Origin of the sequence: Streptomyces sp. NPDC048270 (genome assembly GCF_040652335.1) — a bacterium.
Taxonomy (GTDB): Bacteria; Actinomycetota; Actinomycetes; order Streptomycetales; family Streptomycetaceae; genus Streptomyces.
Genome location: NZ_JBEZLV010000023.1, coordinates 85,645 through 110,297, shown reverse-complemented (window position 1 = coordinate 110,297; position 24,653 = coordinate 85,645). Strand labels below are relative to the sequence as shown.

The following is a 24,653-nucleotide window of genomic DNA, read 5'->3' as shown; positions in this document are numbered from 1 at the left end:
CCGTGACCAGTGCAGAGGTGACCCGCCGACGGGCGATGGGCGCCGGGCTCGGCGCCGTCGCGGCGGCCCTCGCCGGATGTTCGGGCGGCTCCGGCCCGGTCCGGCGGCTCCGGCTCGCGACGGGGCCCGAGGGCGGTCCGTACAACGCCTTCGGCAAGGCCCTGGCCCAGGCCGTCGCGGCGAGCGGCAGCCGGCTGGAGATCGTCCCGGTGAGCACCTCGGCGAGCGTGAACAACCTGCGGAAGCTGGACGAGGGCTCCGTCGAGCTGGCGCTGGCCATGGCGGACGCGGCCGACGACGCGGTGCTGGGGCGCGAGTCGTTCACCCGCCCGGCCGCCGTGACGGCGCTGGCCCGGGTCTACGTCAACTACACGCACCTCCTCGTCCCGGCGGACGGGCCGGTGCGGTCCCTTCACGACCTCGCCGGACGCCCGGTCGCGGCAGGCGCCAGCGGGTCGGGCGTGCAGGTGGTGGCCGGGCGGGTGCTCCGGTCGGCCGGCCTGGGCGCCGGCTCCGCGGCCGCCCGCGAGCAGCAGCTGGGACTCGCCGCGTCGGCTGCCGCGCTGCGCGAGGGCGCGGTCGACGCGCTGTTCTGGTCCGGGGGAGTCCCCACCCCGGCACTGTCCGACCTGGCGCGCGAACTGCCGTTGCGCTTCCTCCCGCTGGACGGCTACGTGGGCGCGCTGCGCCAGAGCCACGGCCCCGTCTACACGGCGGTCACGCTGCCCGCCGGGGTGTACGGCCTGGCCGAGCCGGTCGGCACCATCGGGGTCGGCAACTACCTCCTGGCCCGCGACGACGTACCGCGGGGAGCCGCGCGGGAACTGCTCCAGGTGGTCTTCGAGCGGTGGAGCGACCTGCTGCGGGAGGTGACGGCGGGCGCGCGCCTGGAGCCCCGGTTCGCGATCTCGACCGGACAGGTGCCGCTCCACCCCGGCGCGATCGGCTACTACCGGTCCGTCTACGGCTGACCGGCCACGGCTGATCGGCTACGGGGCGGACGGGAGCCGGAACTCGACCGCCAGGCCGTGCGGCGCGTTGCCGCTGACGCCGAGCCGGCCGCCGCTGAGCCGGGCGATCTCGTCGGCGATGGCCAGCCCCAGGCCGCTGCCGGGCACGTTCTGGTGCTCTGGAGCGCGGGCGAAACGGCGTAGCAGCAGGGGTAGTTGGTCCTCCGGTACCCCCGGGCCGTCATCGGCGACCCGTACGACGGCCGCCCCGTCCGCGGCGCGCGCGACGGCCACCGCGACCCGGCCGTCCCGCGGCACGAACTTGACGGCGTTGTCGAGGACGGCGTCCAGGATCCGGCCGGCCGCGTCGGGCAGGGCGCGTGCCCACAGGCCGTCCGCCGGGCCGGTGGCCGTCAGCTCCAACCCGGCGTCGCGGAACACCGGGGTCCATGCCCGCACCCGTTCCCGTACGGCCCGCGCCACGTCCTGGTCCGCCGGCTCCGCGCCGCCGGACTCCACCCGGGCCAGGGCCAGCAGGCCGTCGAGCAGCTCCTCCAGGCGCTCCGCCTCGTCGAGGGCGCGGGTGTGCTCGGCCCGGCCGGGCCCCGGGGCGATGTGCGGTTCGACGTTCTCCAGCTGCAGGACCAGGGTGGCCAGCGGATTGCGCAGCTGGTGGGAGGCGTCGGCGACGAAGTCGCGCTGGCGGCCGATGGAGTCGGACACGGCCTCCGCCATGAGGTTGAAGTGCCTTCGCAGCCGGCGCAGTTCCGGCGGTCCGGTGTCGGAGACGGCCCGTGCCTGGAGGCTGCCGGCGGCCAGCCCCTCCACCGCCCGGTCCAGATCGCGGACCGGGCGCATCAGCCAGCGGGCGATCCCCGCGGCCACCAGGGCGGCAGCCGCGAAGGCGGCGACGGCCCCGGCGGCGATGACCGACCACCGGACCGTGACGTCCAGCCGGGCGGCATCGGTGGACACCGCCATCAGGACCGCCCCGCTCACCCGCTCGTCCCGGCCCGCCGGCTCGGCGAGCACCACCGTCCTCGGGCCCCACGGGCGGACGGTGGGCAGCCGGTCCGTGGAGCGTCCGGTGAGGGCGCGGCGCCGGGCGTCCGCCGCGTCCGGAGCCTCCTCCCAGGCGGGGCCGGTCCCGGCCCGCGCGACCGGGTCGCCCGCCGTGTCGACCACGACCACCCCGGCTCCGTACAGCTGCACGTACCGCCCGATCTCGGCGGACAGCTCCTGCCGGTCGGCGCCGGTGCGCATCCGGTCGGCGAGATCGGCGAACCGCACGGCCTCCGAACGGCGTTGCAGCAGCAGGTGCTCGGTGCGGCCCCGGGCGTAGGCGTCGGCCAGCGGCGCGCAGAGCAGCAGCGCCGCCGCCCCCATGAGCACCATCAGCACCGCGAGCAGCCGACGCCTCACCGCTCGCCGCCCCGCCCGTCCCCGCGCGCGTCCGCCGGCCCGTCCCCGCGCCCGTCCTCGCGTGCGCCACCACGTCTGTCAGCACGTCCGTCAGCACGGCCGTCAGCACGTCCGTCCCGCGCGGCCGGCGAGCCGAGCTGGTAGCCGAACCCGCGGACCGTGCGCACCAGGCCGGGCCGGCCGGTCTTGGCGCGGATCCCCGCCACGTGGACGTCCAGCGAGCGTGACGCGGCGAGGAAGGCGTCGCCCCAGATCCGGTCCAGGATCTCCTCCCGGGAGTGCACCTCGCCGGGACGGGCCGCCAGGAAGGCCAGTACGTCGAACTCCCGCCGGGTCAGCCGGACGTCGGCCCCCGCCACCGTCACCGTACGGCCCGCCGGGTCGACTTCGACGTCTCCGGCGCGCACCGGCCCGCCCTCGGCCTCGGGCCGGCCGGACGGCACGCCCGTCCGCCGCCGTACGGTGTCGATGCGGGCGATCAGCTCGGCCATCCGGAACGGCTTGACCACGTAGTCGTCGGCCCCCGCCCGCAGCCCCTGCACGATGTCGCGCTCCTCGCAGCGCGCGGTCACCACGATCAGCGGCGCGTCGCAGACGGTGCGCAGCCGCCGCAGCAGCTCCAGCCCGTCCAGATCGGGCAGCCCCAGATCGAGCAGGACGAAGTCCGCCTCGTGGACGTGCCGCAGGGCGTCCACGGCACGGCCCACCCTGCGGACGCTGTGCCCGCGCTGCGCGAGGGCGGTGCCGAGGGCCTGGGCCATGCGGTCGTCGTCCTCGACGAGAAGCGCGTGCATAGACAGTTACCTCGCGACTGTGACCGGGGTCAGAAGCCTACGGGAGCCGCCGCGGGCCGGTCCGGGCCGCCATCGGCCCTGGCCTTGGCCTTGGCCTCGGCCTCGGCGTCGGCCTGCGCTTCGGCGCGGCTGAGCGCGGCGTCACGGGTGTCCGGCATGAGCACGTACGTCACGAGGGAGACCAGCGCGCACCCGGAGACGTACCAGAAGAACAGGGTCTCGTGGCCGCTGCTCTTGAACCACAGCGCCACGTACTCCGCCGTGCCGCCGAACAGCGCGTTGGCGATCGCGTACGGCAGTGCCACGCCCAGCGCGCGCACCCGGGTCGGGAACAGCTCTGCCTTGACGGCCGCGTTGATCGAGGTGTAGCCGGTGATGATCACCAGGGCCAGCAGCGACAGCCCCAGCGCGGACCAGTACGAGGAGGCCGACCCGAGGGCGGTCATGATCGGGTAGGTGCCGACGGTACAGCCCACCGCGAAGGTGATCAGCAGGGGCCTGCGGCCGATCCGGTCGGACAGCATCCCGGCGAAGGGCTGCAGCACGGCGAACAGGGTCAGCGCGGTGAAACTGACCAGCGTGGCGGTGGTCTTCTCCATGCCGGCGCTGCCGACCAGGTACTTGGTGAGGTAGGTGGTGTAGGTGTAGTACGCCACGGTGCCGCCCAGGGTGAGCGCCATGACCAGTCCGGCCTGCCGGCGGTGCTGCCACAGCACCTTCAGCGTGCCGCGGGCGCTGTCGTCGCCCGCGTCCTCGCCGGAGGCCTCCTCCTTGAAGGCGTCGGTCTCCTGGAGCCGCCGCCGCAGCCAGAAGACGACCACCGCGAACAACGCGCCGAGGACGAAGGGGATCCGCCAGCCCCAGCTCTCCAACTGGGCCGTGGTGAGGGTGTGCTGCAGCGTGATCAGGATGCCGAGGCCCAGGAGCTGCCCGCACGTCATCGACACGTACTGGAAGGAAGAGCCCAGGCCGCGCCGGTTGCGGGCGGAGGCCTCGGTCAGGTAGGTGGCGCTGGCCGCGTACTCGCCGCCGATGCTCATGCCCTGCAGCAGCCGCGCGAGCAGCAGCACCAGGGCGCCGAAGTAGCCGGCCTGGCCGTAGGTCGGGGCGACGGCGATCAGCAGGGCGGCCACCGACATCATGGTGACGGTCAGGGTGAGCGCGCTCTTGCGCCCGTGCCGGTCGGCGGCGCGGCCGAGGACCCAGCCGCCGACGGGCCGCATCAGGAAGCCGACCGCGAAGATGCCCGCCGTGTTCATCAGCTGGGTGGTCGGGTTGTCGCCGGGGAAGAAGGAGTCGGCGAAGTAGATCGCGAAGCTGGCGTAGACGAACCAGTCGTACCACTCGACGAGATTGCCGAGCGACCCGCCGACCAGGGCGAGACGGCGCTTCCCCCGCTCGTCCCCGGGTGGCGGCGACGCGGGCGTGACGGTGGACGAGGACATGGCGGCTCCAGACGGAAGTCCCTGGCGGGGACGGGGGAGGTGCCCCGGAGGCGGGGGAGTGCCCAGAGCATGCGGCCGGGGACACCCGCGGACAAGGTCCGCCACCCAGATCTAACGTCCCGCTAAGAAAGCCGGGGGCGTGCGCGGGCGCCAAGGGGCGCTCGAGGAAGCGGATGCGCTACTTCCGAAAGATTCCCGGAGACCGGCTTGCACGATCGGGCCCGCTTTCCGATGGGGTGGTGAATGAGGAGCCCTTCGTGCTCCGCGGCTGCCGGAGGTGGGGGTCGGCAGACGTGCTCCACATGCCATGGGGAAGGTTTCACGCAGACGTGATGGTCGAGGTCGTTGCCCTCGTGCTGATAGCCGCTACCGCGGTACGTGTTTTCGCTTTTGACGTGGTCAGGGTGTTGCCGACCCGGTGGGTGGCGACCAGCAGCCGTGGGAGAGTGCATGAGTGAGGGCGAGTTCGACCCATCCGGAGACCAGGCGGTTTCCAGCGAGCTGGCCGGTGTCCTGCCGGTGGACTACACCGCCTTCCACTCCCAGCAGCATCGCGCCTACCTGCGCTACGCCCATCTGCAGCTGGGTTCCCGGCAGGACGCCGAATACGTCGTCGACGACGTGTTCACCTTCCTGCTCAAGGTGTGGCCGCACGCCCTGAAGGAAGCGAGCCTGCACGGGTTCGCGTGGGCGGTCCTCCGCGAGCACGTCGAGCGCAGGCTCGCGGTCTCGGCCCGGTCGGTGGCGATGGTGGAGACCGCGTGGTTCGCGGCGCTGCGCCGCGCCTCCCGGGAGCGGATGGAACTGCTGGAGTCGAAGCTCGGCCTGTACGCGGCGATCGCGGACCTGTCCGAGCGGCAGTACGACGTGGTGCTGCTGGCCTTCCTGCTGGGCAACGACAACGACACGGTCGCCCGGATGATGGGCATCTCCTCCGCGACCGTCCGCTCGCACATCCGAGGCGCGCGCCGAACCCTGTCCCGGAAACTCGGGGTGGACTGGGTCCCTGGAGAGGAGAAGGACCAGTGAGCGATGTGACTCGCGACCGTGACCCTGTGACATGGGACGGACTGGACGCGGCACTGCGGGAAGCGGAGGTCCTGGTCGAGGAGTACGCCGGCTACGACGAGGGCGCGGCACGGCGCCGGATCGCCCGCCGGATCGCGGCCGACCGCGCCCGGGCCGGCATCGGCGCGGAGGGCGGCCCGCTGCCCGCGCCCCGCTCCGCCGCAGTCGACGACCTCGTCCTCGACGCCACCTGCCACGTGCGGGCGGCCAGGACCCTGGACGAGATCGCCTGGGCGCTCGCCGAGAGCCGGGCCTTCGCGGAGACCGCCCTGGGCGCCGACTCGTGGCCCCACGGAGCGGACTCGGCCCTGCTGTTCGGCTGTCTCCTGCACCTGGAGGACGAGGAGGGCGCGCAGTTCTGGTTCCAGTACGCCGCCGGCGCCGGATCGCGCACCGCCGCCCGCTGCCTCTACCTCCACCACCTGGCCCGCGCCGAGGTGAAGACCGCCCGCCACTGGAAGCGGCAGGCACAGGCCCTGCCGCCCGACGACCACCTGCCGGCCCTGCCGGAGATCCCCGACACCCTCGAGGAAGCCCTGCGGGCCTCCATCATCTGGACCTCCCCGCCCATCACCACCCAGGACCTCACCGCCCTGGCCGACGCGGGCCGCTTCGTACGCCCCCCGTACCGGCTGCCCCCGCGGCTGCGGCGGGCCGTCACGGCACACGTCTGGTCCGAGGACCCGGACCTCGGCGAGGTGCCGATCCCCGGCCCGCAGGTCGCCGCCGCCGTGGCCCAGCACGCACGGCTGGACCCCCTGCGCCTGACCGACGAGGCGGCGCACGCCTGGGCCCTCGACGTACTCGAGGAGCCCCCGCCGGGCCGGGCCCCCCGCAGCTCACCCGGACGGTGCCCCGCACCGGCCGCGATGGCATCCGTCCACCGGGCCCTGCGCGTCCTGGAGGCGGTCAACCGCCACGCGGGCGGTGTGAGCCTGACACAGATCGCCCGTGAGACGGACCTGCCCCAACTGGCCCTGGCCCGGGCCGTGGAGCAGCTGATCCGGGCGGCGCTGGTCACACCCGTCGGGCCCGATGCCTACGTCGCCGGAAGCGCCCTGCGGCTCGGCCCGGGCGAGGACGGCCGCGCCCACCTGCAGGAGACGCTCGCCTGGGTGAGGGACGCGGTGGGAGCCGCCGTCTACGTGGCCCGCTACGCCGACGGAGAGGTCTGCATCACCCAGTACGCCGACGGGCCCGCCACACCCCTCGTCGAGGAGTGGGTCGACTTCCGCGCCGCCGCCCACGCCTCCGCCGTCGGCAAGGCCCTGCTCACCCAGCTCGACGACGACCAGCGGAAGGACCACCTCTCCCGTCACCGGCTCACCCGCTTCACCGCCCACACCCTCGGTACCCCGCAAGCCCTCTTCCAGCAGCTCGACGGCCGCCGGCCCAGCGCCCCCCTGCTGGACCTCCAGGAGTACGCGCTGGGCACGGTCTGCGCGGCGGTCCCGATCACCGCGGGCCCGAACGCGGAATGCGTGGCCCTGTCCATCCCGGCCACCGACCCCCGCCGCCTGCAACAGGCGGCCCGGATCCTGCAGAGTGAGGCCGCGGCCGTCCTCATCGCCCTGATCGTCATCGGCAGCACACAGCCCGCAACGGCCCAGAGCGCGGGTCGGGAAGGCGGCAACGGCCCCGCGGGGCTGGGCAGCGGCCTGCTGTCCCCGACGGCCTAGAGGCGGCCTGGACCGGACGCCACGGCGCCCGGCACCCCCGCGACGTCAGGCGCGGACGCCTCCGCCCGGGAAGTCCGGGCGGAGGCATCCGGCGGGCCGCGCGGGCGGTTCCCGGAACCGTCAGGCGCGAACCGTCAGGTGCCGAGGGCGGAGCCGCGCCACTGCTGGTTGGTGTGGTGCGGGGTGCAGTCCCAGATGCCGACGCGGGCCCCGTTCCCGGTGGCCCAGCCGAGGGCGTCGAGGCACTTGCCCGAGTGGATGCTGCGCAGCAGGCCGTTCGGGAGCTGCTCCCACTTCTGGTTCAGGCCCTCGTGACAGGAGTTGAGGCCGATCAGCGAGCCGTTCTCGGTCTTGCCGTACTGGACGTCCAGGCACTTGCCCAGGGCCCGGACGGTGCCGTTGGCCTCCAGCTTCCAGGCCTGCGCGGAGGAGCCGTTGCAGGCGTAGATCTGGATGGGAGTGCCGTCGGCGGTCTTGGACCCCTTCACGTCCAGGCACTTGCCGGAGTGGACGCCGACGATCTGCCCGGAGCCCGGGGGCGGCGGCGGCACGCAGTAGATCTCCAGGGAGACCTGGTAGTAGCCGCCGTTGCCGATCGGCGCGGCCACGGGACCGGCCGAACGGGCGCAGTTGGCGGCGGGGTACCCCTCCGCCGCGGCCTGGGCGTAAGCGCTGTTCCAGGCCGCGTCGGTGGCGATGTTGAGCGGGCCGTAGCCGACGCCGAGGAAGTACTTGGGCGCCGTCGGGACGTTCACGGCGGCGGCGGGGGCCGCAGCGGCGGGTGCCGTTGCCGGACCGGGTGCGGCCGCGGCCGGTCCGGCGAAGAGCGTCGCGCCGGCCAGGAAGGTCGCGGCCGCGGTCGACAGCCATCGAGCCAACTTCACGAGGGGTCCTTTCACGAGGATCGGGAAGATCGGAACCGCCGGGCCCGCGGTGGTGACGACACTAGCCGCGCCCCACCGCCGTGAAGTCTCACCGGAGTATCAACTCCGGTCATCGAACGGCCTGTTCCCGCCGTGACTGGCGTGATCACGGTGGGTATCGTCCCGGGACCGTGGAGACCACCGATGATCTCGCCCGCCTGCGGGCCGCCCTGGCGCAGCACGCCCTGGTCAACCTGGCCGGCCCGCTGGGGACGGGGAAGAGCCGACTGGCGGCGCGTCTGCCGGTCGCCGCCGCGCTCGAACCGGCCGAGGCCTGCGATCCCGCCGTGCTGCGGGGGCCCGTCACCGGGCCCGGCGGCCTGCTGCTGATCGACGGGGTGGACGGGCCCGGGCAGGCCGAGGCCCTGGCCGCGGCCCTGCACGAGGCGCGCGGCCCGCTGCCGCCGCCGTCCGCGCCCCACCCGCCGCGGCCGGTGCTGCTGGTCAGCAGGCTCCCGCTGCGCGCGGCAGCGGGGTGGGCGGAGCTGGGCCCGGCCACCGTCACCGTCGGGACCAGGCCCGCCGAGGCGGTCGAGGCACAGGCACGGGCCGCGGGCATCACGGATCCGCAGGGCCTGGCGCTGGTGGTGCGGCTGGCCGGAGGGGTGCCGCTGCTGGCCGAACTGGCCTGCCGTGCCCTGCACTCGGGGATCGCACCGGACGTGCCGGGCGCGGCCGCCGACCGGATGACGGGCGAGGTACTGGAACGGCTCGGCCGGGAGCTGCCCGGCCGGCGCTGGCGCCACGCGCTGCGCCTGCTGGCGACCGTACGGGCCGGGGACGAGCACCTGGTCGCGGGCGGGCCCGCCCTGTTCTCGACACTGGCCGGGCTGAGCGTCGTACGGCGCGAACGGCTGGGCCTGGCGGTACGGGAGCCCTACCGCAGCCTGTTCGAGCTGGCGTACCAGTGGCGCCGGCCGAAGGCGCACGCACAGGTGCGCACCCGGGCGGCCGAGTACCGCGGCGCACTGCTCGCCGAGCACGCCGCCGGGCCCGAGGAGCGGGCCGGACTCGTGGAGCAGGGACTCTTCCTGAGCGGCGACCCGCTGCTGCGCAGCACCCTGTTCCCGCCCGCCGAGGACGGCTCGCTGATCGGCCCCGCGCGCCAGGAGGAGGCGCAGGACGTGGAACGGCTGATGCACCGGTGGGCGGTGCGCGGGGGGTTCGACGTACGCCGGTCCCGGTCGATCACCGAACGCTGGCTCGCGGACGATCCCTCGTCCTTCAAGCTGGCGCGCGACCGGGAGGGCAGGCCGGTGGGCCTCGCCGCGCTGGTGCCGATCGGGGCGGGCACGGAAGGCGGGATCGAGCCCCTGCTCCAGCAGCACACGGCGGCCCTGGGGCGCGGCGGCCGGCCTGGGCTCTTCCTCGGCGCGGCGTACGGGGCGGATCCCGTGACGCACGCGCAGATCCTGCGGTACATCCTGGTCAACGCCGTGCACGCCGGTCATCTGGTGGTCTCCACCGCCAGCCCGGACTACCAGGCACTCTTGCGGACGCTGACCTTCCGGCCGCACGGCGGCATCCGCGACGACGTGTACCGGTGCGGACGCCGCCCCGAGGTCTACAGCCACGACTTCAGCCCGGCGGGACTGCCCGGGTGGATGCGGGCGCTCGCACCGGCGGCGCCGGGCGCGCCGTACGGGGGCCAGGACGTGGCGGCCCTCGTCGCGTGGGCGCTCGCCAGGCTCGGCGATCGGGCGGCGCTGGCCGCGAGCCCGCTGCTGTCGGGCCCGCGGTTCGAGTCCCCGGACGAGCTGCGCGGCTGGCTGAGGTGCGCCGTACTGGACCTGGCGGACGCGCAGGAGCGCGCCGATGCCGAGGCGGGCGCGATCCTCCAGGCGTACTACCTCGGGCGGGACCGCCGGCACCACCAGGTCGCGTCGCGGCTCCACCTGAGCCGTGCGACCTACTTCCGCAGGCTGCGGCGCGGCCTGGCGCTGGTGGCGGCCCGGCTGCCGGCCGGCTGAGGCACCGGGCCGGCAGGCGGGCGCGCGCGAGCCTGCCGACGGGCCGGCGGCGGGCCCGGCGGCTCGGGCGCCCGCACGGGCGGGCGGCGCGCCGGCTCAGGCGGCGGGGACCGTGGCGGTGGGCGTGTTCCAGCCGGAGATCCGCAGCCGGGGAGCGGATCCCCGCAGGTCCGCGGTCCGGTAGGTCGCGGTCAGCGTCGCCGACTCGCCGGGCCACAGGCTGATCTGGTTGTCGCTCCACCGGACGGGCAGGACGGGCGCGTCCTGCGCCGAGACCAGGTGGACATCGGTGAGCAGGGCCGGGGTGTTCCCGGTACCCGTGTTGCGCAGCGTCACCGTGGTCGTGGACGTCCCGGCACCGTCCGCCGTCGTCGAGGCCGTGGCGGCGACGGGAGCCTTCGGCATGGTGTTCAGCCCGGTCAGGTCCGCGTAGCCGGTGGTGGGCGTGTGGTACCAGGTGCTGTTCGCGTAGTCGAGGACGTCCGCCGTGGTGGACAGCCAGTAGACGTTGCGGCTCACCTCCCGCCCCCCGGAGTCGGTGAGCAGCAGCCGGGCCAGGTAGGTGCCGGCCAGGCCGGGGACCGATGCGGGGACGGTCAGCGCGGTGCTGCTCGCCCCGCCGCCCGCGACGCTCACCCCGGTCACGGTCCGGTCGTAGCGCTGCGTGCCGTCGGTGCCGAAGAGCGTCACCCGCGCCGTCAGCCCGTCGACGGCCGCGCTCCGGTGGTTGACCACGGTCACCGCCCGGTTGTCGTACCCGTACTGGACGTGCAGGGGCTCGTTCGCCTTCTTCGCGCCGAAGTAGGCCCCGCCCTGGTCGAGGTACCGGTCCACCAGCTGCCACTGGAGCGAGGTCCAGCCGCTGTTGAACATCCAGTAGATGACGCCGGTCGACGGCCGCGAGGCGTCCTTGGTGTTGCGGGCGTACGCCTCGAACTGGGCGCGCACGTTCTCGTACTGGGCGAGCTGCGCCTTGCGCACGTAGTCCTCGAGGCCGGTCACCGGGCCGTAGCGGCCGGCCAGCGCGGAGCCGTACAGCTCGAGGGTCGCGAAGGTGGGGGAGGGGGAGCGGTGGTACTGGGGGGCGGACGGGTCCTTCCAGAGGGTCTCCAGCTCGGCCGGGGACATCATGCGGCGCAGCGTGTCGAGGGTCGGGATGTCGGGTCCCGCGCTGGTCTCGGAGTTGAATCCGGTCGCGCCGCCCTCCCGCTTGCCGTACCAGTAGGCGGGCGGCACCCAGTCGTAGGGGCCGGTCATCTTCATGCCGGAGCGTCCGGTGATCGGTGCGGAGGCGTCGGAGGCCGCGGGGACCACCGGGGCCGTCCAGTCGGCGGCCTTCAGCGCGTCGACGTACATCTCCTCGATCTCCTCGTTCGGTGCGAAGTCGCTGCCGATCAGGAAGGAGATCACGCTGGGGTGGTGGCGCAGCCGGGCCGCCTCGGCGGCCATCGAGGCCCGGGCGACGGCGTAGTCGGCGTTCTCCCATCTCTCCCCGGCCTCGGTGCCGTTGACCTCGCCCTCCCATTTGTCGCAGCACTCCCAGCCGGGGAGCGTGAGGACCCCGTACCGGTCGGCGAGGTCGAAGAACTCGTCGGGCTCGATGTGCCCTTCCAGGCGCAGGGTGTTCAGGCCCAGGTCGAGGGCGTACTTGAGACGGTCCTCGGCGTAGGTGCGGTCCCAGCGCAGGAACTCGTCGGGGGACCAGCCCCCGCCCTTGATCAGCAGCGGTCGGCCGTTGATGCGGTACTGGCGGGCGCCGTCGGCGTTCAGGGGTGCCTGTACGTCGCGGACGGCGAAGGACTGGTGGGCGGTGTCGGAGGTCGCGGTGCCCACCGCCGCGGTCAGGTCGAGTGCGTACATCGGCTGCTCGCCCATCGAGGCCGGCCACCACACCCGCGGCGGGCTCAGCCTGAGCGCGGAGTGGTCGGCGGGGGTGAAGACGAGGGTCCTGGCCTCGTGGGGCGCCAGGGTGACGGTACGGCTGACGGCGGCGGGACCGGCGGTGCCGGACACCGTCGTGGTGACGGTGTCCGGTGAGTCGTTGCGCACCCGGGCCTTGACCGTCAGGTCGGCCGCGGACATCGACGGCATGGCCAGGGCGGTCACCACGTGCGCGTCGCGCAGGGCGACCGGCCCGCCGCGGCGCACCGTGACGTCGCGGACGATGCCCATGTTCTCGTCGGGCGGCGGCTGCAGCCAGTCGAGCCAGCCCATGGTGAGCCGCTTGCGGGGGTTGTTGGGCTGGATGCGGAAGGCGACCGTATTGGCGCCCGCCCTGACGAGGTCGGTGACGTCGAGTTCGTGCCGGGTGTAGGCGCCCGCGACCGTGCTCGCGGTGGCGACCTGGCGGCCGTTGACGAAGACGTCGGCGGCGGAGATCACCCCGCTGAAGTCCAGGTGGGTACGGGCGGTCGGGTCGGCGACCGTGAAGTCGGAGCGGTACCACCAGGGCACGGTGAAGTCCGCGGCCGGGATCAGCTTCTGCCGGGTCGAGTAGAAGGGGTCCGGGTACACGCCGGCGGCGAGCAGCGCCGCGAGGACGGTGGAGCGCGGCCCGGCCGGGTACCAGCCGGTCGCCGGGTAGCCCGGACTGGACACGGCGGCCGCCGGATCGGTGACCTCGGCCGTCGACCGGATCGCGTACCCGGACAGGACCGTGGTGCTTCCCGGGGCGGACGAGACCGTGGTGGCCGGCGCGACGGTGGCGGCCGTCGCGGCCGGTGGTTCGCCGGGCGCCGCCCGGGTGGCGCCCGCCGTGAGCCCGAGGACCAGGCCGGCGGCCGCCATGGCGGCGACCGCGCCGCGTGCGAGAGCGGGGCAGCGGAACACGGGGCCTCCCGCGGGGACGGGGTCGGACGCCACCCGGTACAGGGGCGCAACGGGATGGAACGAGGCGTAACAGGATGGAACGGGATAGAACGGGATGGAACGGAGGGAGTCTGACACGGCAGGGGCCGCACCCGGCGGCGACAGGCCACGGCGGAGCGGCGGCTCGACCGCCTGCCGCAGCGGGTCCGCCATGGGAGGCGCATTCCGGGGCCGGACTGCGTGCCTTCCTGCCCGCCGAATGCCGCGGGGCCATGCTCGAACGCACGGGCCGGGACTTCGGCGACCTCCGGCGGGAAGGCGTGGATCGGTGCATGCGCAACAGCGGAGGGCGCGGCCGAGGGGCCGGGCCGGGCGTGCGGCCGCACGGTACGCCGTCGCGCTCGACGCCCGGCTGCCCCTGGGCGAGATGGCCAAGGGGGCGGTGCGCAAGGCCTTTCCGGACCACTGGTCCTTCCTCCTCGGCGAGATCGCCCTCTACAGCCTCCTCGTCCTGCTGCTCACCGGGACCTACCTCGCGTTCTTCTTCCAGCCGTCCATGAACGAGGTGGTCTACAGCGGCCCCTACGGCCCGCTGCGCGGCATGCGCGTCTCGGAGGCCTACGCCTCCACCCTGCGCATCAGCTTCGAGGTGCGCGGCGGCCTGCTGATCCGCCAGGCGCACCACTGGGCGGCGCTCGTGTTCGTCGCCGCGATCGCCGTGCACCTGCTGCGCGTCTTCCTCACCGGAGCCTTCCGCAGGCCTCGGGAGCTCAACTGGATCGTCGGGGTCACGATGTTCCTGCTCGCCCTGGTCGAGGGGTTCGCCGGCTATTCGCTCCCCGACGACCTGCTCTCGGGAACCGGCCTGCGCACGGCCCAGGGCATCATGCTGTCCGTCCCCGTCATCGGCACGTACGCGAGCCTCTTCGTCTTCGGCGGCGAATTCCCGGGCGAGGACATCGTGGCCAGGCTCTACCCCGTGCACATCCTCCTCGTCCCGGGTCTGCTGCTGGCCCTGGTGGCGCTCCACCTCCTGCTGGTCGTCCACCTGAAGCACACCCAGTGGCCCGGGCCCGGGAGGACCGGCCGCAACGCCGTCGGCAAGGCCTTCCTCCCGCAGTACGCGGCGAAGTCGGCGGGCTTCTTCTTCCTGGTCGCGGGCGTGCTCGCGGCGCTCTCCGCGCTGGCCCAGATCAACCCGGTGTGGGCCTACGGGCCGTACCTGCCGGACCAGGTCTCCACCGGTGCCCAGCCCGACTGGTACGTGGGCTTCCTGGAAGGGGCCCTGCGGCTGATGCCCGGCGTCGAGACCAGGCTGTGGGGCCACACCCTGACGTGGAACCCGCTCGTGGCCGGCGTCCTGCTGCCCGGCGCCCTGTTCACCGGCCTGTACGCCTACCCGTTCTTCGAGCGCTGGATCAGCCGTGAACGGGGCGAACAGCACCTGTGCGACCGGCCCCGGCACCGGCCGGTCCGCACGGCCCTGGCGGTGTCGGTGCTCTGCGCCTACACGGTGCTGCTGCTGGCCGGGGCCCAGGACCTGATCGCCTTCGTCCTCGACCTCCCGCTGCCGGGGCTGACGTGGGCGCTGCGCTGCGCGCTGTTCCTCGTACCCCCGGCGGCCTTCTGGCTCACCCGGCGGATCTGCCTGGCCCTGCAGCGCCAGGACATCGACGCCCTGACGCACGGGGAGGAGACCGACGAGGTGCGCCAGTCGGTCGAGGGCGGATACCACCCGGTCCACCGGCCGCTGAGCTCCGAGCGGCGCTACCCGCTGCTGGTGTACCGGGTTCCCGCCCCGGTCGCCGGACCCGTCGCCGGATCCGTGCGCCCGGCCGCCCCGGGCCGGGGCGGGCGGATCCGCGGCCTCGCGGAGCGGCTGCGCGCCGCCTTGAGCCGCTGGTATGACAGGGATGTACTGGCGCCGCCCCTGTCCGAGGAGGACCGGCGCACGGTCGACGCGATCCTGGCGGGCCCCGACGCACGGGACGCCACCGCCGGCCACTGACCTGCGCGGTACGGGCCCTGACGCTCAGCCTTCATGCTCAGCCTTCACGCTCAGCCTTCACGCTCAGCCTTCACGCTCCGCCTTCACGGTCCGCGCCGGGCCGGAACACGAACCCGAAGACACCCGGGACGAGGACGCCGAACCCGATGAGGGCCAGCCACAGCCCCTGTACGACGCCCAGGCCCACCAGCGCCGTGCCCACGGCCGAGACCACCGGGGCGTAACTGCGGGCCGGGAAGGAGAACCGCCGGTCCGCGGCCTCCCGGACCTGTGCGTCCCCGCGGTCCTCGGGGCGGTAGCCGTCGCGGCGGAACTGCCGCCACAGGAAGGCGGCGATGAGCGCGGACATCAGGAAGGACACGGCGAGGGCGGCGATCCCGGCGGGGTCGTCCGCGTACCGCAGGTAGACGCCGCCGGTCACCGCGAAGAAGACCGCGACCCCGCTGAACAGCCATGCCTCCGCCTTCATACCGCCTTCACCTCCGGGTGGTGCAGGTCGAACGCCGGCGAGTCGGACCGGATGCGCGGCAAGGCCTCGAAGTTGTGCCGGGGCGGCGGGCAGCTCGTGGCCCATTCGAGCGAACGGCCCCAGCCCCACGGGTCGTCGACCTCCACCCGCCGTCCGTGCCGGGCGGTCCTGGCCACGTTGTAGAGGAAGGGAAGCGTGGACAGGCCCAGGAGGAACGCGCCCACCGTGGACAGCGAGTTGAGGAGGGTGAACCCGTCCTGGGCCAGGTAGTCGGCGTACCGGCGCGGCATGCCCTGCTCGCCGAGCCAGTGCTGGACCAGGAAGGTGAGCTGGAAACCGGTGAACAGGAGCCAGAAGTGCATCTTCCCCAGCCGCTCGTCGAGCAGCTTGCCGGTGAGCTTGGGCCACCAGAAGTAGAAGCCGGCGAAGGTGGCGAACACGATCGTGCCGAAGAGCACGTAGTGCAGGTGCGCCACGATGAAGTAGCTGTCGGTGAGGTGGAAGTCCATCGGCGGGGAGGCGATCAGCACGCCCGTCAGGCCGCCGAGGAGGAAGGTGACGAGGAAGCCGATGGACCACAGCATCGGTGTCTCGAAGGACAGCGAGCCGTTCCACATCGTGCCGATCCAGTTGAAGAACTTCACCCCGGTCGGGACGGCGATGAGGAAGGAGAGCAGGGCGAAGAAGGGCAGCAGGACCGCGCCGGTGGCGAACATGTGGTGGGCCCAGACGGTGGCCGACAGCCCGGTGATGGCGATCGTCGCACCGACCAGGGCGGCGTATCCGAAGACGGGCTTGCGGCTGAACACCGGCAGGATCTCGCTGACGATGCCGAAGAAGGGCAGCGCCACGATGTACACCTCGGGGTGGCCGAAGAACCAGAACAGGTGCTGCCACAGCAGTGCACCGCCGTTCGCCGCGTCGAAGACGTGCGCCCCGAACTTCCGGTCCGCCTCCAGCGCGAGCAGTGCCGCGGTGAGGACGGGGAACGCCAGCAGGGCCAGGATCGAGGTGAACAGCACGTTCCAGGTGAAGATCGGCATCCGGAACAGGGTCATGCCGGGCGCGCGCAGGCAGACGATGGTGGTGATGAAGTTGACCGCCCCCAGGATCGTGCTCAGCCCCGAGACGACCAGGCCCATCACCCACAGGTCCGCGCCCACCCCGGGGGTGTAGACGGCGCTGTTGAGCGGGGCGTAGGCGAACCAGCCGAACGAGGCCGATCCGTTCGCGGTCAGGAACCCGCTGACGACCATCAGCCCGCCGAAGAGGTACACCCAGTAGGTGAGGGCGTTGAGCCGGGGGAAGGCCACGTCCGGCGCGCCGATCTGGAGCGGCATCACCGCGTTGGCGAAGCCGGTGAAGGTCGGGGTCGCGAAGAGCAGCATCATGACCGTGCCGTGCACGGTGAACAGCTGGTTGTACTGCTCGGCCGAGACGATCTGCAGACCGGGCCGGGCGAGCTCGGCCCGCACGACCAGCGCCAGCACCCCGGCGAACAGGAAGAACGCGAACGCCGTGACCAGGTACATGTTGCCGATCACCTTGTGATCGGTGGTCGACAGGAGCCGCAGGACGGCGCTCCCCGAGGCCACGCGCCGCTCGGTACCCGGATCCCCGCCCGCCCGCTGCGCCGTGCTGTCGACCGAGGCCATGCGGACTCCAGGGGTGCGTGCCGGGCGGGTACTGCGTCGCCCGCCCACCCTGGCAGCCGCGCCCGCTCCCGCCCGGTAGCCGGACGGCGTGCCGCGGGCGGTTAGCCAGATCGGGGACCCGCGCAGCCGGGGCGCCGGCGCGGCGCAGGCCGTGCGCTACCGGGCTCGGACGGCGTCCCGGTGGAGTCCCGCTGGAGCCCCGGTCGGCGGGGCGGGCACGGGCCCGCCCCGCGACGTACCGTCAACAGGGGTCAGCAGGGCCTCAACGGGGCCCGACCTGCGGCTGAACATCGCGACGACTACTGTTGGTCGTCGTTGCATACACCGGCGTATGATTTTTCGACGCATTCGATTCAGGGGGAATGGCATGGGGATTCGACCCGCCATTGTCGATCTGCTGGAGCTCAGCCCGGACTTCACGCGAGACCCGTATCCGGTCTACGCGGCACTGCGGGAGAAGGGCCCCGTGCACCACGTGCGCACCCCGGACGACGAGGAGATGTGGCTCGTCGTCGGACACGACGCCTGCCGCACGGCCTTCACCGATCCGCGACTCAGCAGGGACTGGCGCGGCTCCGGCGACATGGGCCAGATCATCAACGCCGACCAGGACCACCCGGCGCTCGCCCACATGCTCATGTCCGACCCGCCGGACCACACCCGGCTGCGCCGCCTGGTGGCCCGGGAGTTCACCCCGCGCCGCATCGAGGCGCTGGCGCCGCGCATCCAGCAGGTGACCGACGAACTGCTCGACGCCATGGAGGCCAACGAGGAGCGCCGGGACGACCTGGTCAACGCCTTCGCCTTCCCGCTCCCGATGACCGTCATCTGCGAGCTGCTCGGCGTGCCCGAGCTGGACCGCGAGGCGTTCCGCAAGTGGTCCAGCGAAATGGTCGCCCGCACCAGCCCCGAGGCCGAGGCCGAGGCGTACGCGCAGATGCCCCGGTACCTGACCGAGCTCATCGAGGCCAAGCGCGCCGCTCCCGGCGACGACCTGCTGAGCGCGATGATCCACACCGTCGACGAGGGCGGCGACCGGCTGTCGCCCGCCGAACTGATCGGCATGAGCGTCCTGTTGCTCATCGCCGGCCACGAGACCACGGTCAACATGATCGGCAACGGGATGCGCGCCCTGTTCGCCCACCCGGACCAGCTCGCCGACCTGCGCGCGGACCTCGGCCTGCTCGACGGCGCGATCGAGGAGATGCTCCGCTACGACGGCCCGGTGGAGACCTGCACCGAGCGACTCGCCCTGGAGGACGTGGAGATGGGCGGGGTGGTGATCCCCGCGGGCTCGGCCGTCCTGATCGCCATGGCCGACGCGGACCGCGACCCGGCGCGCTTCGAGGACCCGAACCGCTTCGACATCCGCCGGGACGCCCGCGGCCACATAGCCTTCGGACACGGTCTGCACTACTGCCTCGGCGCCCCGCTGGCCCGGATGGAGGGCCGCATCGCGCTGCGTTCGCTGCTGCAGCGCTTCCCGGAACTGACCGGTGACGCCGACGAGACGAAGCTGTCCTGGGTCCCCGGCATGCTGATCAGGGGCGTACGCGAACTGCCCGTGCGCTGGTGACCCGACGGCCCGGGGCCGGGCCGCCGCACACCCGCCGGCGGCCCGGCCCAGCGGCCCGCACCCTCCCGCCACCGGACCGCATCAGGTGCGTTCCGCGGGCAGCCCGCCGGATCCGGCCCGCCCGCCACCAGACTGTCCGGTGATGCGCTCCAGGTCCGTCATCAGGGAGTCCAGCCACTCCACGGCCGCGTAGTACGACGTCGGCGCGCCCGGCGGCTCCGCCGAGAACCCGTCGAAATCCGGATCCCGCAGCGGCACCGGCTCCTCCGGGGTGTCGCCGCTCGGGTCCAGGCGCGCCGAGACCAGCAGCATCCGCCCGGCCACCCGGTCTCCGAGCCGGGTCACCGCCCTCGCCGGATCCCGCGCCAGGGGCGGTACGTCGACCCGCTCGGCCGGCACCAGCAGCCGGTCCGCGCCCCACAGCGTGTGGTGGCCGGCCATCAGCGTCGCCTGCCAGTCCTGCCGGTCCTGCCGGTCCTGCCGGTCCTGCCGGTCCTGCCGGTCCTGCCGGTCCTGCCGGTCCTGCCGGTCCTGCCGGTCCTGCCGGTCCTGCCCGGGAGCCGGCGCCGCCGACTCCTTCGGCTCGCTCTGGAACTGCGCGTACGCGGACTCCGCCATGATCAGCGCGTGCTGCAGCGACCGGTGCCCCGGCGCGGCGGAGGGCGCGGGCTCCCGCATTCCGCCCGCCGCGAGCTGGGCCGTCACGGCCACCACGGTCTCCGCCGCGCCCCGCAGCAGCACCGCCACCGAGCGCCGCAGCTCGTCCTGGGCGCCCCGGGGCCAGGCGAGCAGCCCGAACACGGCGCCGATCGCGCTGCCGGTCAGCACGTCCAGCAACCGGAACTCGGCCAGCTGCCAGGTCGCCGGTGCCAGCTGGGCGAACACCAGCGCGACCACCAGCGTGAACAGCGCTTGGGCCCAGCCCACCCCCTTGACCGGCCCCAGCGTGAAGGCGACCAGCATCAGCGGCGGCAGCGCCGCCGCGTACACCGCGATGTCCGTGCCCACCAGCGCCAGCAGCCCGGCCACCACCAGGGCGCCGATCAGGGTTCCGGTCAGCGCCACCCGTACCGTCGACCTGGTCTCCCGCACGGTCGTCCGGGTCAGCGTCAGGGTGGCCAGCAGCACCCAGAACCCGTGCGGCAGGGAGTCCACCCCCGCGATCACCCGGGCCGCGGCCAGCGCCAGACTGATCCGGACCGCGTTCTGGAAGAACACCGACCGCCCGCCGGCATGGCCCTCCAGCCGCCGCCACCACAGCAGCGGGGCCGGCATCCGCGCGTACCAGAACCGCCCCGGCGCGGCCCGTTCCGCGCCCGCCCGGCCCCGTACGGCGATCCACGCGGCCGTCGACATGGCCAGCGCGGCGTCCGCCGCCTCCAGCACCGCCGCGTGCCGCCGCAGCACCGCCGGGGAAGCGCCGGCCTCCGGACCCGCGGCCAGGGCCGAGCGGGCCCGCAGCAGCTCGGCGTGCGCGTCCCCGGCGGGCGCCCGGCCGCGCAGGCGCCCGGCCGTCTCCTCCGCCGCGTCCCGTACCGCGCGCAGCGCGTCCAGCCCCGCCCGGCTCGGATCCGGCCCGCCGGGGACCGGCGGCAGCAGCGACAGCCTGCTCAGCAGGGTGCGCAGGGACAGCCCGGTCTGGGACAGCGCCCGGTCCCGTACGCTCGCGCCGGCCGGCCGCTCGGCCTCCGGGACCAGCGAGGCCCGCAGGCCGGTACCCGCCGCCAGCGCCGCCCGCGCCGCCGCCTCGGACAGCGTGAAGTTCCCCCGGGTCAGCTCGTCGGCGCAAGCGCGCGCGCTGTCGGCGGCCCGCGCGGCCAGCTCCCGGTACGGGACGGTCGGCGGATCGGGCAGCAGGAACGCCTCGGCGAGGACCAGGAACGCCAGGCCCGTCGTCGCGCCCGCCAGGCGCTCGCCGAGCGAACCGGGGTCGTACGGCGGGAAGGACGGCAGGATGTACATCAGCTGCAGTCCCGGCGCGGCCCCTGCCGGGCGCGGCCCGCCCACGGCGGCGAAGGCCAGCGCGAACCCGACCAGCAGCATGCCCACGACCGCGCTCCAGGTCCGTACGGCCAGATAGGTGCCGATCGTGATCAGCACCCAGCAGACGGGCAGCAGCCGCAGGACGACGGCGGCGCGCTGGCGGCCGGTACCGGGGATGCGGGAAAGGCCCGCCATGGCCACGGCCGCGAACACCGCGTAGGTCGCGGCGTCGGGCAGGCCGAAGCCGTACAGGAACAGGTAGAAGGCGGCGCCGGCCGCCACCGTGACCCGCGCCGACCGCCGGGCCGCCGCCCGGTAGGCGGCGGGCAGCCGAAACCCGGGGACGCCAGCCATGCAACCAGCATCCCCCGGTCCCGGCCGCCCGGCACGCGGCGAGGGGTGGTCGCGGACTCGCCGCTGCCGTGACGTCCCTGACCGCCCTGGTCAACGCCTGCAACCGGTTGAACGTCAGCGTCCGGCAGCCCGCCGGCGACCACCAGCCCGGTCAGTTCGGCCAGGCCGTCTCCTTCGGATCGTGCCGGCGGCTGCCTAGACCCGGGGCGGTTCGCCCAGCAGCCGGGTGCGGAACAGGTCGAGGACCGTGTCCAGCGCGTGCCGGGTGGGCTGTCCCGGCTCGTCGACCAGGTGCTCGGTCAGGACGGAGTGCGGGGCGAAGACGCCGGCGGGGTTCGCCGCGCCGTCGTCGAGCTCGACGGCGACGAAGGCCTCGCCCAGTTCCCGCCGCAGGTGGGCGAACCGCTCCGCGGGCACCAGCCGGTCCCCCCGGAACCGCAGCCCCAGGACCTGCAGGCCCTCGCGCTCGCAGCGCGCCCGGACCACCGCGAGGTCCCCGGGGCTGATGTCTACGCGGCCGGCCCGGCTCGCGGTCCACGCCAGCGGCAGCGAGGGCTGCGCCAGGACCGGGGCGAGCAGCCGCTCGTCCGTGGCCATGGCCAGGGCGAACCCGCCGGTCAGGCACATCCCGACGGCGCCGACCCCGGGGCCCCCGCAGCGCTCGTGCTCCGCGGCCGCCAGCGCGCGCAGCCACCGCACGACCCGCGAACTGCGCCCCGTGGCCAGCAGGGTGAACTCCCGGCTCACGCAGACCCGCCACAGGGACGAGGCCATGTAGCGCCCGGTGCTCGGCCAGCCCCGGGCCGCGGGATGCGCGTCACGGCCGGGCGTGCCGAAGAGCACCGGCAGCACGGCCGTACAGCCGGCCTCCGCCACGCGTTCGGCGAACTCGACGACCTTGGGGGTGATGCCCGGGATCTCCGCCATGACGATCACCGCGGGACCCGTCCCCCGGCGCAGTACGCGGCGCGAGGCGCCGTCGTGGGTGAACGCGTCCTCGGTGAAGCCGGCCAGGTCGTGGTCCGCCACGGGCTCGCTCCCTCCTGCCTCGACTCCTCCGGTCCACCGGCAAGTTACACCGCGGGCTCAGGAGATCGCGTACCACTGGCTGGCCCAGCCGGTGTTGATGGTGCTGGTCGACTGCTCGGCCAGGTTGACGCTCGCCGGCAGCGAGGTCTGACCGGTCAGGACGGTGCTGTAGCGCAGATTGGGCGGTGTCAGACCGGCGTTGACGGAGATGCCCGCGCCGGTCGACTTCAGGGTGAGGGCGTTGGTGGCCCAACTTCCGTTGAGCAGGAGGGCGATGAAGTAGGTGCCGGGCGCGGCGGCGAACGGCTTGGCGAGGGGGAACGGCTTGGCGATGGCGTCGGTCATCAGCTGGGGCGAGATGTCCGGGGTGGCCGCGACCAGGGACCCCTTGGCGTCGTACACGCCGAGCTGGCAGTTGGCGAGCTGCGCGTTCGGGTCCAGGCCCGCCAGGCCCAGCCAGATGTTCGACCAGGTGATCTCCTCGCGCAGGACGATCCGCACCAGGGTGATCCGACCCCCGACGCCCGCGGAGGTCTGCGCGGTCACGTGCCCCGCGTCGTTGGGGTCGCCGGTCCACGCCAGCAGGTTCTGGTCCTGCGGCCGAGGCCCCTCGAACCCGGAACCACCGGCCGGCGCGGGCACCGACGGCCCGGAGCTCACGGCCCCGCCGGGGCTTCCCGCCGGTGCGGTGCAGCCGGCCAGGACGAGCAGCGCCGCGAGCGCGGCGACGAGGCCGGTCGAGGCAGTGGTGGTGCGGGTGCGCATGGTCCCCCCATGAGGCGCGGATGTGACGACGAGCCATGGTCACACACGCCACGGCCAACCGGCCGACCTGCCCCGACCTGCCCCGGCCACCCGCAACCCCCTTGGTCCGGTGCGCCGCGGACATCGGATGCTTGACCGATAACCTGGCCGCTGAGCAGGGCGGGGCCGCCGACGGCGGGCCGGCACCGCGGCGACCGGAGCCGACCTGTGGACCGCACCAGCAGAAAGAAAGAGGTCACCATGACCAACCTCGCCCTCAACCTGGCCCGCACCGCCGCGGCGAACCCCGGCAGCACGGCGATCCAGTTGGACGGCCTGGCACTCGACTACCGGTCGCTGGACGAGCGCAGCGCCCGCGTGGCCGGCTGGCTGGCCGCCCAGGGCGTGGGGCCGGGCGACCGCGTGGCGATCCTGCTGCCCAACATCCCGCACTTCGCGGTCGCCTACTACGGAGTCCTGCGGGCCGGCGCGGTCGCCGTCCCGATGAACCCGCTGCTGAAGTCCGCCGAGATCCGCTACAGCGCCGGCGACTGCGGGGCCCGGCTGATCCTGGCCTGGGGACCGGCGCGGGCCGAGGCCGGCCCCGCGGCGGCGGAGCTGGGCATCGACTGCGTCGACGTGACCGCCGAGGAGTTCGGCGCCGCCCTGGCCGCCGCCGAGCCGCGCAACGAGGTCGTGGACCGGGACACCGACGACCTCGCCGTGCTGCTCTACACCTCCGGCACCACCGGCCGCCCCAAGGGCGCCCGGCTCACCCACGGAAACCTGGGCAGCAACACGGCCACCGTGGCACGCGTACTGGACCTGACGGCTTCGGACACGGTCTTCGGGGGCCTGCCGTTCTTCCACGTCTTCGGCCAGACCTGCGGGCTGAACGCGGCGGTCCTGACCGGAGCCCGCGTCACCCTGCTGCCGCGCTTCGACGCCGCGAAGGCGCTCGAGATCCTCTCCCGCGACCGGGTCACGGTGATGGAGGGCGTGCCCACCATGTTCCTGGGCCTGCTCGCCGCCGCCGACGCGGCCGGCTCGACCGGCCTGACGGGCGGGGGCGGACTGCGGCTGAGCGTGACCGGCGGCTCGGCGATGCCGGTGGAGGTTCTGCACCGGTTCGAGTCGGCGTTCGGATGCCCGGTCGTCGAGGGGTACGGCCTGTCCGAGACCGCCCCGGTGGTCACGTTCGGAACCCTCGACGGCCCCCGCAAGCCCGGCTCGATCGGCACCCCGATCGCCGGCGTGCGGGTGCGCCTGGTCGACGACGAGGGCAAGGAGGTCGCCGAGGGCGAGGTCGGCGAGATCGCGGTGCAGGGCCCGAACGTCATGCCCGGCTACTGGAACCGACCGGAGGCCGACGCGGCCGCGTTCGCCGACGGCTGGTTCCGCACCGGCGACCTGGCGCGGCGCGACGAGGACGGCTTCTACTTCATCGTCGACCGCAAGAAGGACCTCGTCATCCGCGGCGGGTACAACGTCTACCCGCGCGAGATCGAAGAGGTCTTCTACGAGCACCCGGCCGTAGCAGAGGCCGCCGTCTTGGGAGTTCCGCACGAGGTGCACGGCGAGGAGGTCGCCGCCGTCGTCACGCTGAAGCCGGGCGCCGAGGTCACCGCGGACGAACTCCGCGCGTTCGTGAAGGCCCGCGTGGCCCCGTACAAGTACCCCAGGATCGTCCAGCTGGTACCGGCCCTGCCGAAGGGGCCCACCGGCAAGATCCTCAAGCGGGAGATCACGCTCGAGGACTGACGCGGGGCGGCAGCA

General features: G+C 73.8%; 15 protein-coding genes and 3 pseudogenes. 8 read left to right on the top strand and 10 right to left on the bottom strand.

Going from position 1 to position 24,653, the window contains the following annotated elements; genetic code table 11:
• Positions 1 to 2 precede the first annotated feature (2 nt).
• Entirely contained in the window at positions 3 to 971 is a 969-nt protein-coding gene (locus tag AB0D66_RS21560; protein ID WP_362305697.1) for a TAXI family TRAP transporter solute-binding subunit, read from the top strand.
• 18 nt (positions 972 to 989) lie between these two features.
• Here the strand turns inward: AB0D66_RS21560 and AB0D66_RS21555 are convergent, their stop codons facing one another.
• The 3 genes and pseudogenes from AB0D66_RS21555 to AB0D66_RS21545 all read right to left on the bottom strand — a co-directional run bounded on the left by AB0D66_RS21555 (position 990) and on the right by AB0D66_RS21545 (position 4,611).
• Complete coding sequence (locus AB0D66_RS21555) at positions 990 to 2,372, bottom strand: HAMP domain-containing sensor histidine kinase (protein ID WP_362305694.1); 1,383 nt, start codon at positions 2,370 to 2,372, stop codon at positions 990 to 992.
• Between the two features lie 131 nt (positions 2,373 to 2,503).
• Positions 2,504 to 3,166: pseudogene (locus tag AB0D66_RS21550) on the bottom strand (response regulator transcription factor); the annotation flags it as partial.
• 29 nt (positions 3,167 to 3,195) lie between these two features.
• Positions 3,196 to 4,611 (bottom strand): MFS transporter, encoded by a 1,416-nt coding sequence (locus AB0D66_RS21545; RefSeq protein ID WP_362305691.1) that lies wholly within the window; start codon positions 4,609 to 4,611, stop codon positions 3,196 to 3,198.
• A 450-nt stretch (positions 4,612 to 5,061) separates the two neighbouring features.
• On the opposite strand from AB0D66_RS21545, the gene AB0D66_RS21540 reads away from it, so the two are divergent.
• Together AB0D66_RS21540 and AB0D66_RS21535 are read left to right on the top strand one after the other, a co-directional pair.
• Entirely contained in the window at positions 5,062 to 5,640 is a 579-nt protein-coding gene (locus AB0D66_RS21540; protein WP_244291365.1) for a sigma-70 family RNA polymerase sigma factor, read from the top strand.
• A gap of 908 nt (positions 5,641 to 6,548) precedes the next feature.
• A pseudogene (locus AB0D66_RS21535) lies at positions 6,549 to 7,259 on the top strand (IclR family transcriptional regulator C-terminal domain-containing protein); the annotation flags it as partial.
• A gap of 233 nt (positions 7,260 to 7,492) precedes the next feature.
• On the opposite strand, the gene AB0D66_RS21530 reads toward AB0D66_RS21535, so the two are convergent.
• Positions 7,493 to 8,242, bottom strand: a complete 750-nt coding sequence (locus tag AB0D66_RS21530; RefSeq protein WP_362305687.1) for an RICIN domain-containing protein — start codon at positions 8,240 to 8,242, stop codon at positions 7,493 to 7,495.
• A 170-nt stretch (positions 8,243 to 8,412) separates the two neighbouring features.
• On the opposite strand from AB0D66_RS21530, the gene AB0D66_RS21525 reads away from it, so the two are divergent.
• Positions 8,413 to 10,251, top strand: a complete 1,839-nt coding sequence (locus AB0D66_RS21525; protein WP_362305684.1) for a hypothetical protein — start codon at positions 8,413 to 8,415, stop codon at positions 10,249 to 10,251.
• Positions 10,252 to 10,347: 96 nt separating this feature from the next.
• Here the strand turns inward: AB0D66_RS21525 and AB0D66_RS21520 are convergent, their stop codons facing one another.
• A complete protein-coding gene (locus tag AB0D66_RS21520) occupies positions 10,348 to 13,038 on the bottom strand; it encodes an exo-beta-D-glucosaminidase (protein ID WP_362305755.1) in 2,691 nt (896 codons plus the stop codon).
• A 448-nt stretch (positions 13,039 to 13,486) separates the two neighbouring features.
• On the opposite strand from AB0D66_RS21520, the gene AB0D66_RS21515 reads away from it, so the two are divergent.
• Positions 13,487 to 15,067, top strand: coding sequence for a cytochrome b N-terminal domain-containing protein (locus AB0D66_RS21515; protein ID WP_362305752.1), 1,581 nt, complete (start codon positions 13,487 to 13,489; stop codon positions 15,065 to 15,067).
• 70 nt (positions 15,068 to 15,137) lie between these two features.
• Here AB0D66_RS21515 and AB0D66_RS21510 read toward each other — a convergent pair whose 3' ends face one another.
• Together AB0D66_RS21510 and ctaD are read right to left on the bottom strand one after the other, a co-directional pair.
• Positions 15,138 to 15,536: a cytochrome c oxidase subunit 4 gene (locus AB0D66_RS21510; protein ID WP_362305681.1), complete on the bottom strand. Its 399-nt coding sequence runs from the start codon at positions 15,534 to 15,536 to the stop codon at positions 15,138 to 15,140.
• A complete protein-coding gene (gene ctaD, locus AB0D66_RS21505; protein ID WP_362305678.1) occupies positions 15,533 to 17,191 on the bottom strand; it encodes a cytochrome c oxidase subunit I in 1,659 nt (552 codons plus the stop codon). The genes AB0D66_RS21510 and ctaD overlap by 4 nt, the downstream gene beginning before the upstream one ends.
• Positions 17,192 to 17,558: 367 nt before the next feature.
• On the opposite strand from ctaD, the gene AB0D66_RS21500 reads away from it, so the two are divergent.
• Positions 17,559 to 18,767 carry a cytochrome P450 gene (locus tag AB0D66_RS21500; protein ID WP_362305675.1) on the top strand — a complete coding sequence of 403 codons (1,209 nt, stop codon included), beginning with the start codon at positions 17,559 to 17,561 and terminating at the stop codon, positions 18,765 to 18,767.
• Between the two features lie 81 nt (positions 18,768 to 18,848).
• On the opposite strand, the gene AB0D66_RS21495 is transcribed toward AB0D66_RS21500, so the two are convergent.
• Positions 18,849 to 21,104, bottom strand: coding sequence for an FUSC family protein (locus AB0D66_RS21495; RefSeq protein WP_362305672.1), 2,256 nt, complete (start codon positions 21,102 to 21,104; stop codon positions 18,849 to 18,851).
• Between the two features lie 62 nt (positions 21,105 to 21,166).
• Between AB0D66_RS21495 and AB0D66_RS21490 the strand changes: the two are divergent.
• Positions 21,167 to 21,265 (top strand): annotated as a pseudogene (locus AB0D66_RS21490) (carboxymuconolactone decarboxylase family protein); the annotation flags it as partial.
• 34 nt (positions 21,266 to 21,299) lie between these two features.
• Here AB0D66_RS21490 and AB0D66_RS21485 read toward each other — a convergent pair.
• Both AB0D66_RS21485 and AB0D66_RS21480 read right to left on the bottom strand, forming a co-directional pair.
• Entirely contained in the window at positions 21,300 to 22,133 is an 834-nt protein-coding gene (locus tag AB0D66_RS21485) for a dienelactone hydrolase family protein (protein WP_362305669.1), read from the bottom strand.
• A gap of 57 nt (positions 22,134 to 22,190) precedes the next feature.
• On the bottom strand, positions 22,191 to 22,898 hold the full coding sequence (locus tag AB0D66_RS21480) for a hypothetical protein (protein ID WP_362305666.1): 708 nt from the start codon (positions 22,896 to 22,898) through the stop codon (positions 22,191 to 22,193).
• Between the two features lie 240 nt (positions 22,899 to 23,138).
• On the opposite strand from AB0D66_RS21480, the gene AB0D66_RS21475 reads away from it, so the two are divergent.
• The gene (locus AB0D66_RS21475; protein WP_362305663.1) at positions 23,139 to 24,638 is read left to right on the top strand and encodes a long-chain fatty acid--CoA ligase; all 1,500 of its coding nucleotides are present in this window, start codon (positions 23,139 to 23,141) and stop codon (positions 24,636 to 24,638) included.
• Positions 24,639 to 24,653: the final 15 nt, after the last annotated feature.

What these genes read in the sequence shown, in the direction of transcription:
- AB0D66_RS21480 (WP_362305666.1), bottom strand. Translation starts at nt 22,898, where the DNA reads ATGCGCACCCGCACCACCACTGCCTCGACCGGCCTCGTCGCCGCGCTC.
- AB0D66_RS21520 (WP_362305755.1), bottom strand. Translation starts at nt 13,038, where the DNA reads ATGGCGGCCGCCGGCCTGGTCCTCGGGCTCACGGCGGGCGCCACCCGG.
- AB0D66_RS21515 (WP_362305752.1), top strand. Translation starts at nt 13,487, where the DNA reads ATGGCCAAGGGGGCGGTGCGCAAGGCCTTTCCGGACCACTGGTCCTTC.
- AB0D66_RS21540 (WP_244291365.1), top strand. Translation starts at nt 5,062, where the DNA reads ATGAGTGAGGGCGAGTTCGACCCATCCGGAGACCAGGCGGTTTCCAGC.
- AB0D66_RS21475 (WP_362305663.1), top strand. Translation starts at nt 23,139, where the DNA reads ATGACCAACCTCGCCCTCAACCTGGCCCGCACCGCCGCGGCGAACCCC.
- AB0D66_RS21510 (WP_362305681.1), bottom strand. Translation starts at nt 15,536, where the DNA reads ATGAAGGCGGAGGCATGGCTGTTCAGCGGGGTCGCGGTCTTCTTCGCG.
- AB0D66_RS21545 (WP_362305691.1), bottom strand. Translation starts at nt 4,611, where the DNA reads ATGTCCTCGTCCACCGTCACGCCCGCGTCGCCGCCACCCGGGGACGAG.
- AB0D66_RS21500 (WP_362305675.1), top strand. Translation starts at nt 17,559, where the DNA reads ATGGGGATTCGACCCGCCATTGTCGATCTGCTGGAGCTCAGCCCGGAC.
- AB0D66_RS21495 (WP_362305672.1), bottom strand. Translation starts at nt 21,104, where the DNA reads ATGGCTGGCGTCCCCGGGTTTCGGCTGCCCGCCGCCTACCGGGCGGCG.
- ctaD (WP_362305678.1), bottom strand. Translation starts at nt 17,191, where the DNA reads ATGGCCTCGGTCGACAGCACGGCGCAGCGGGCGGGCGGGGATCCGGGT.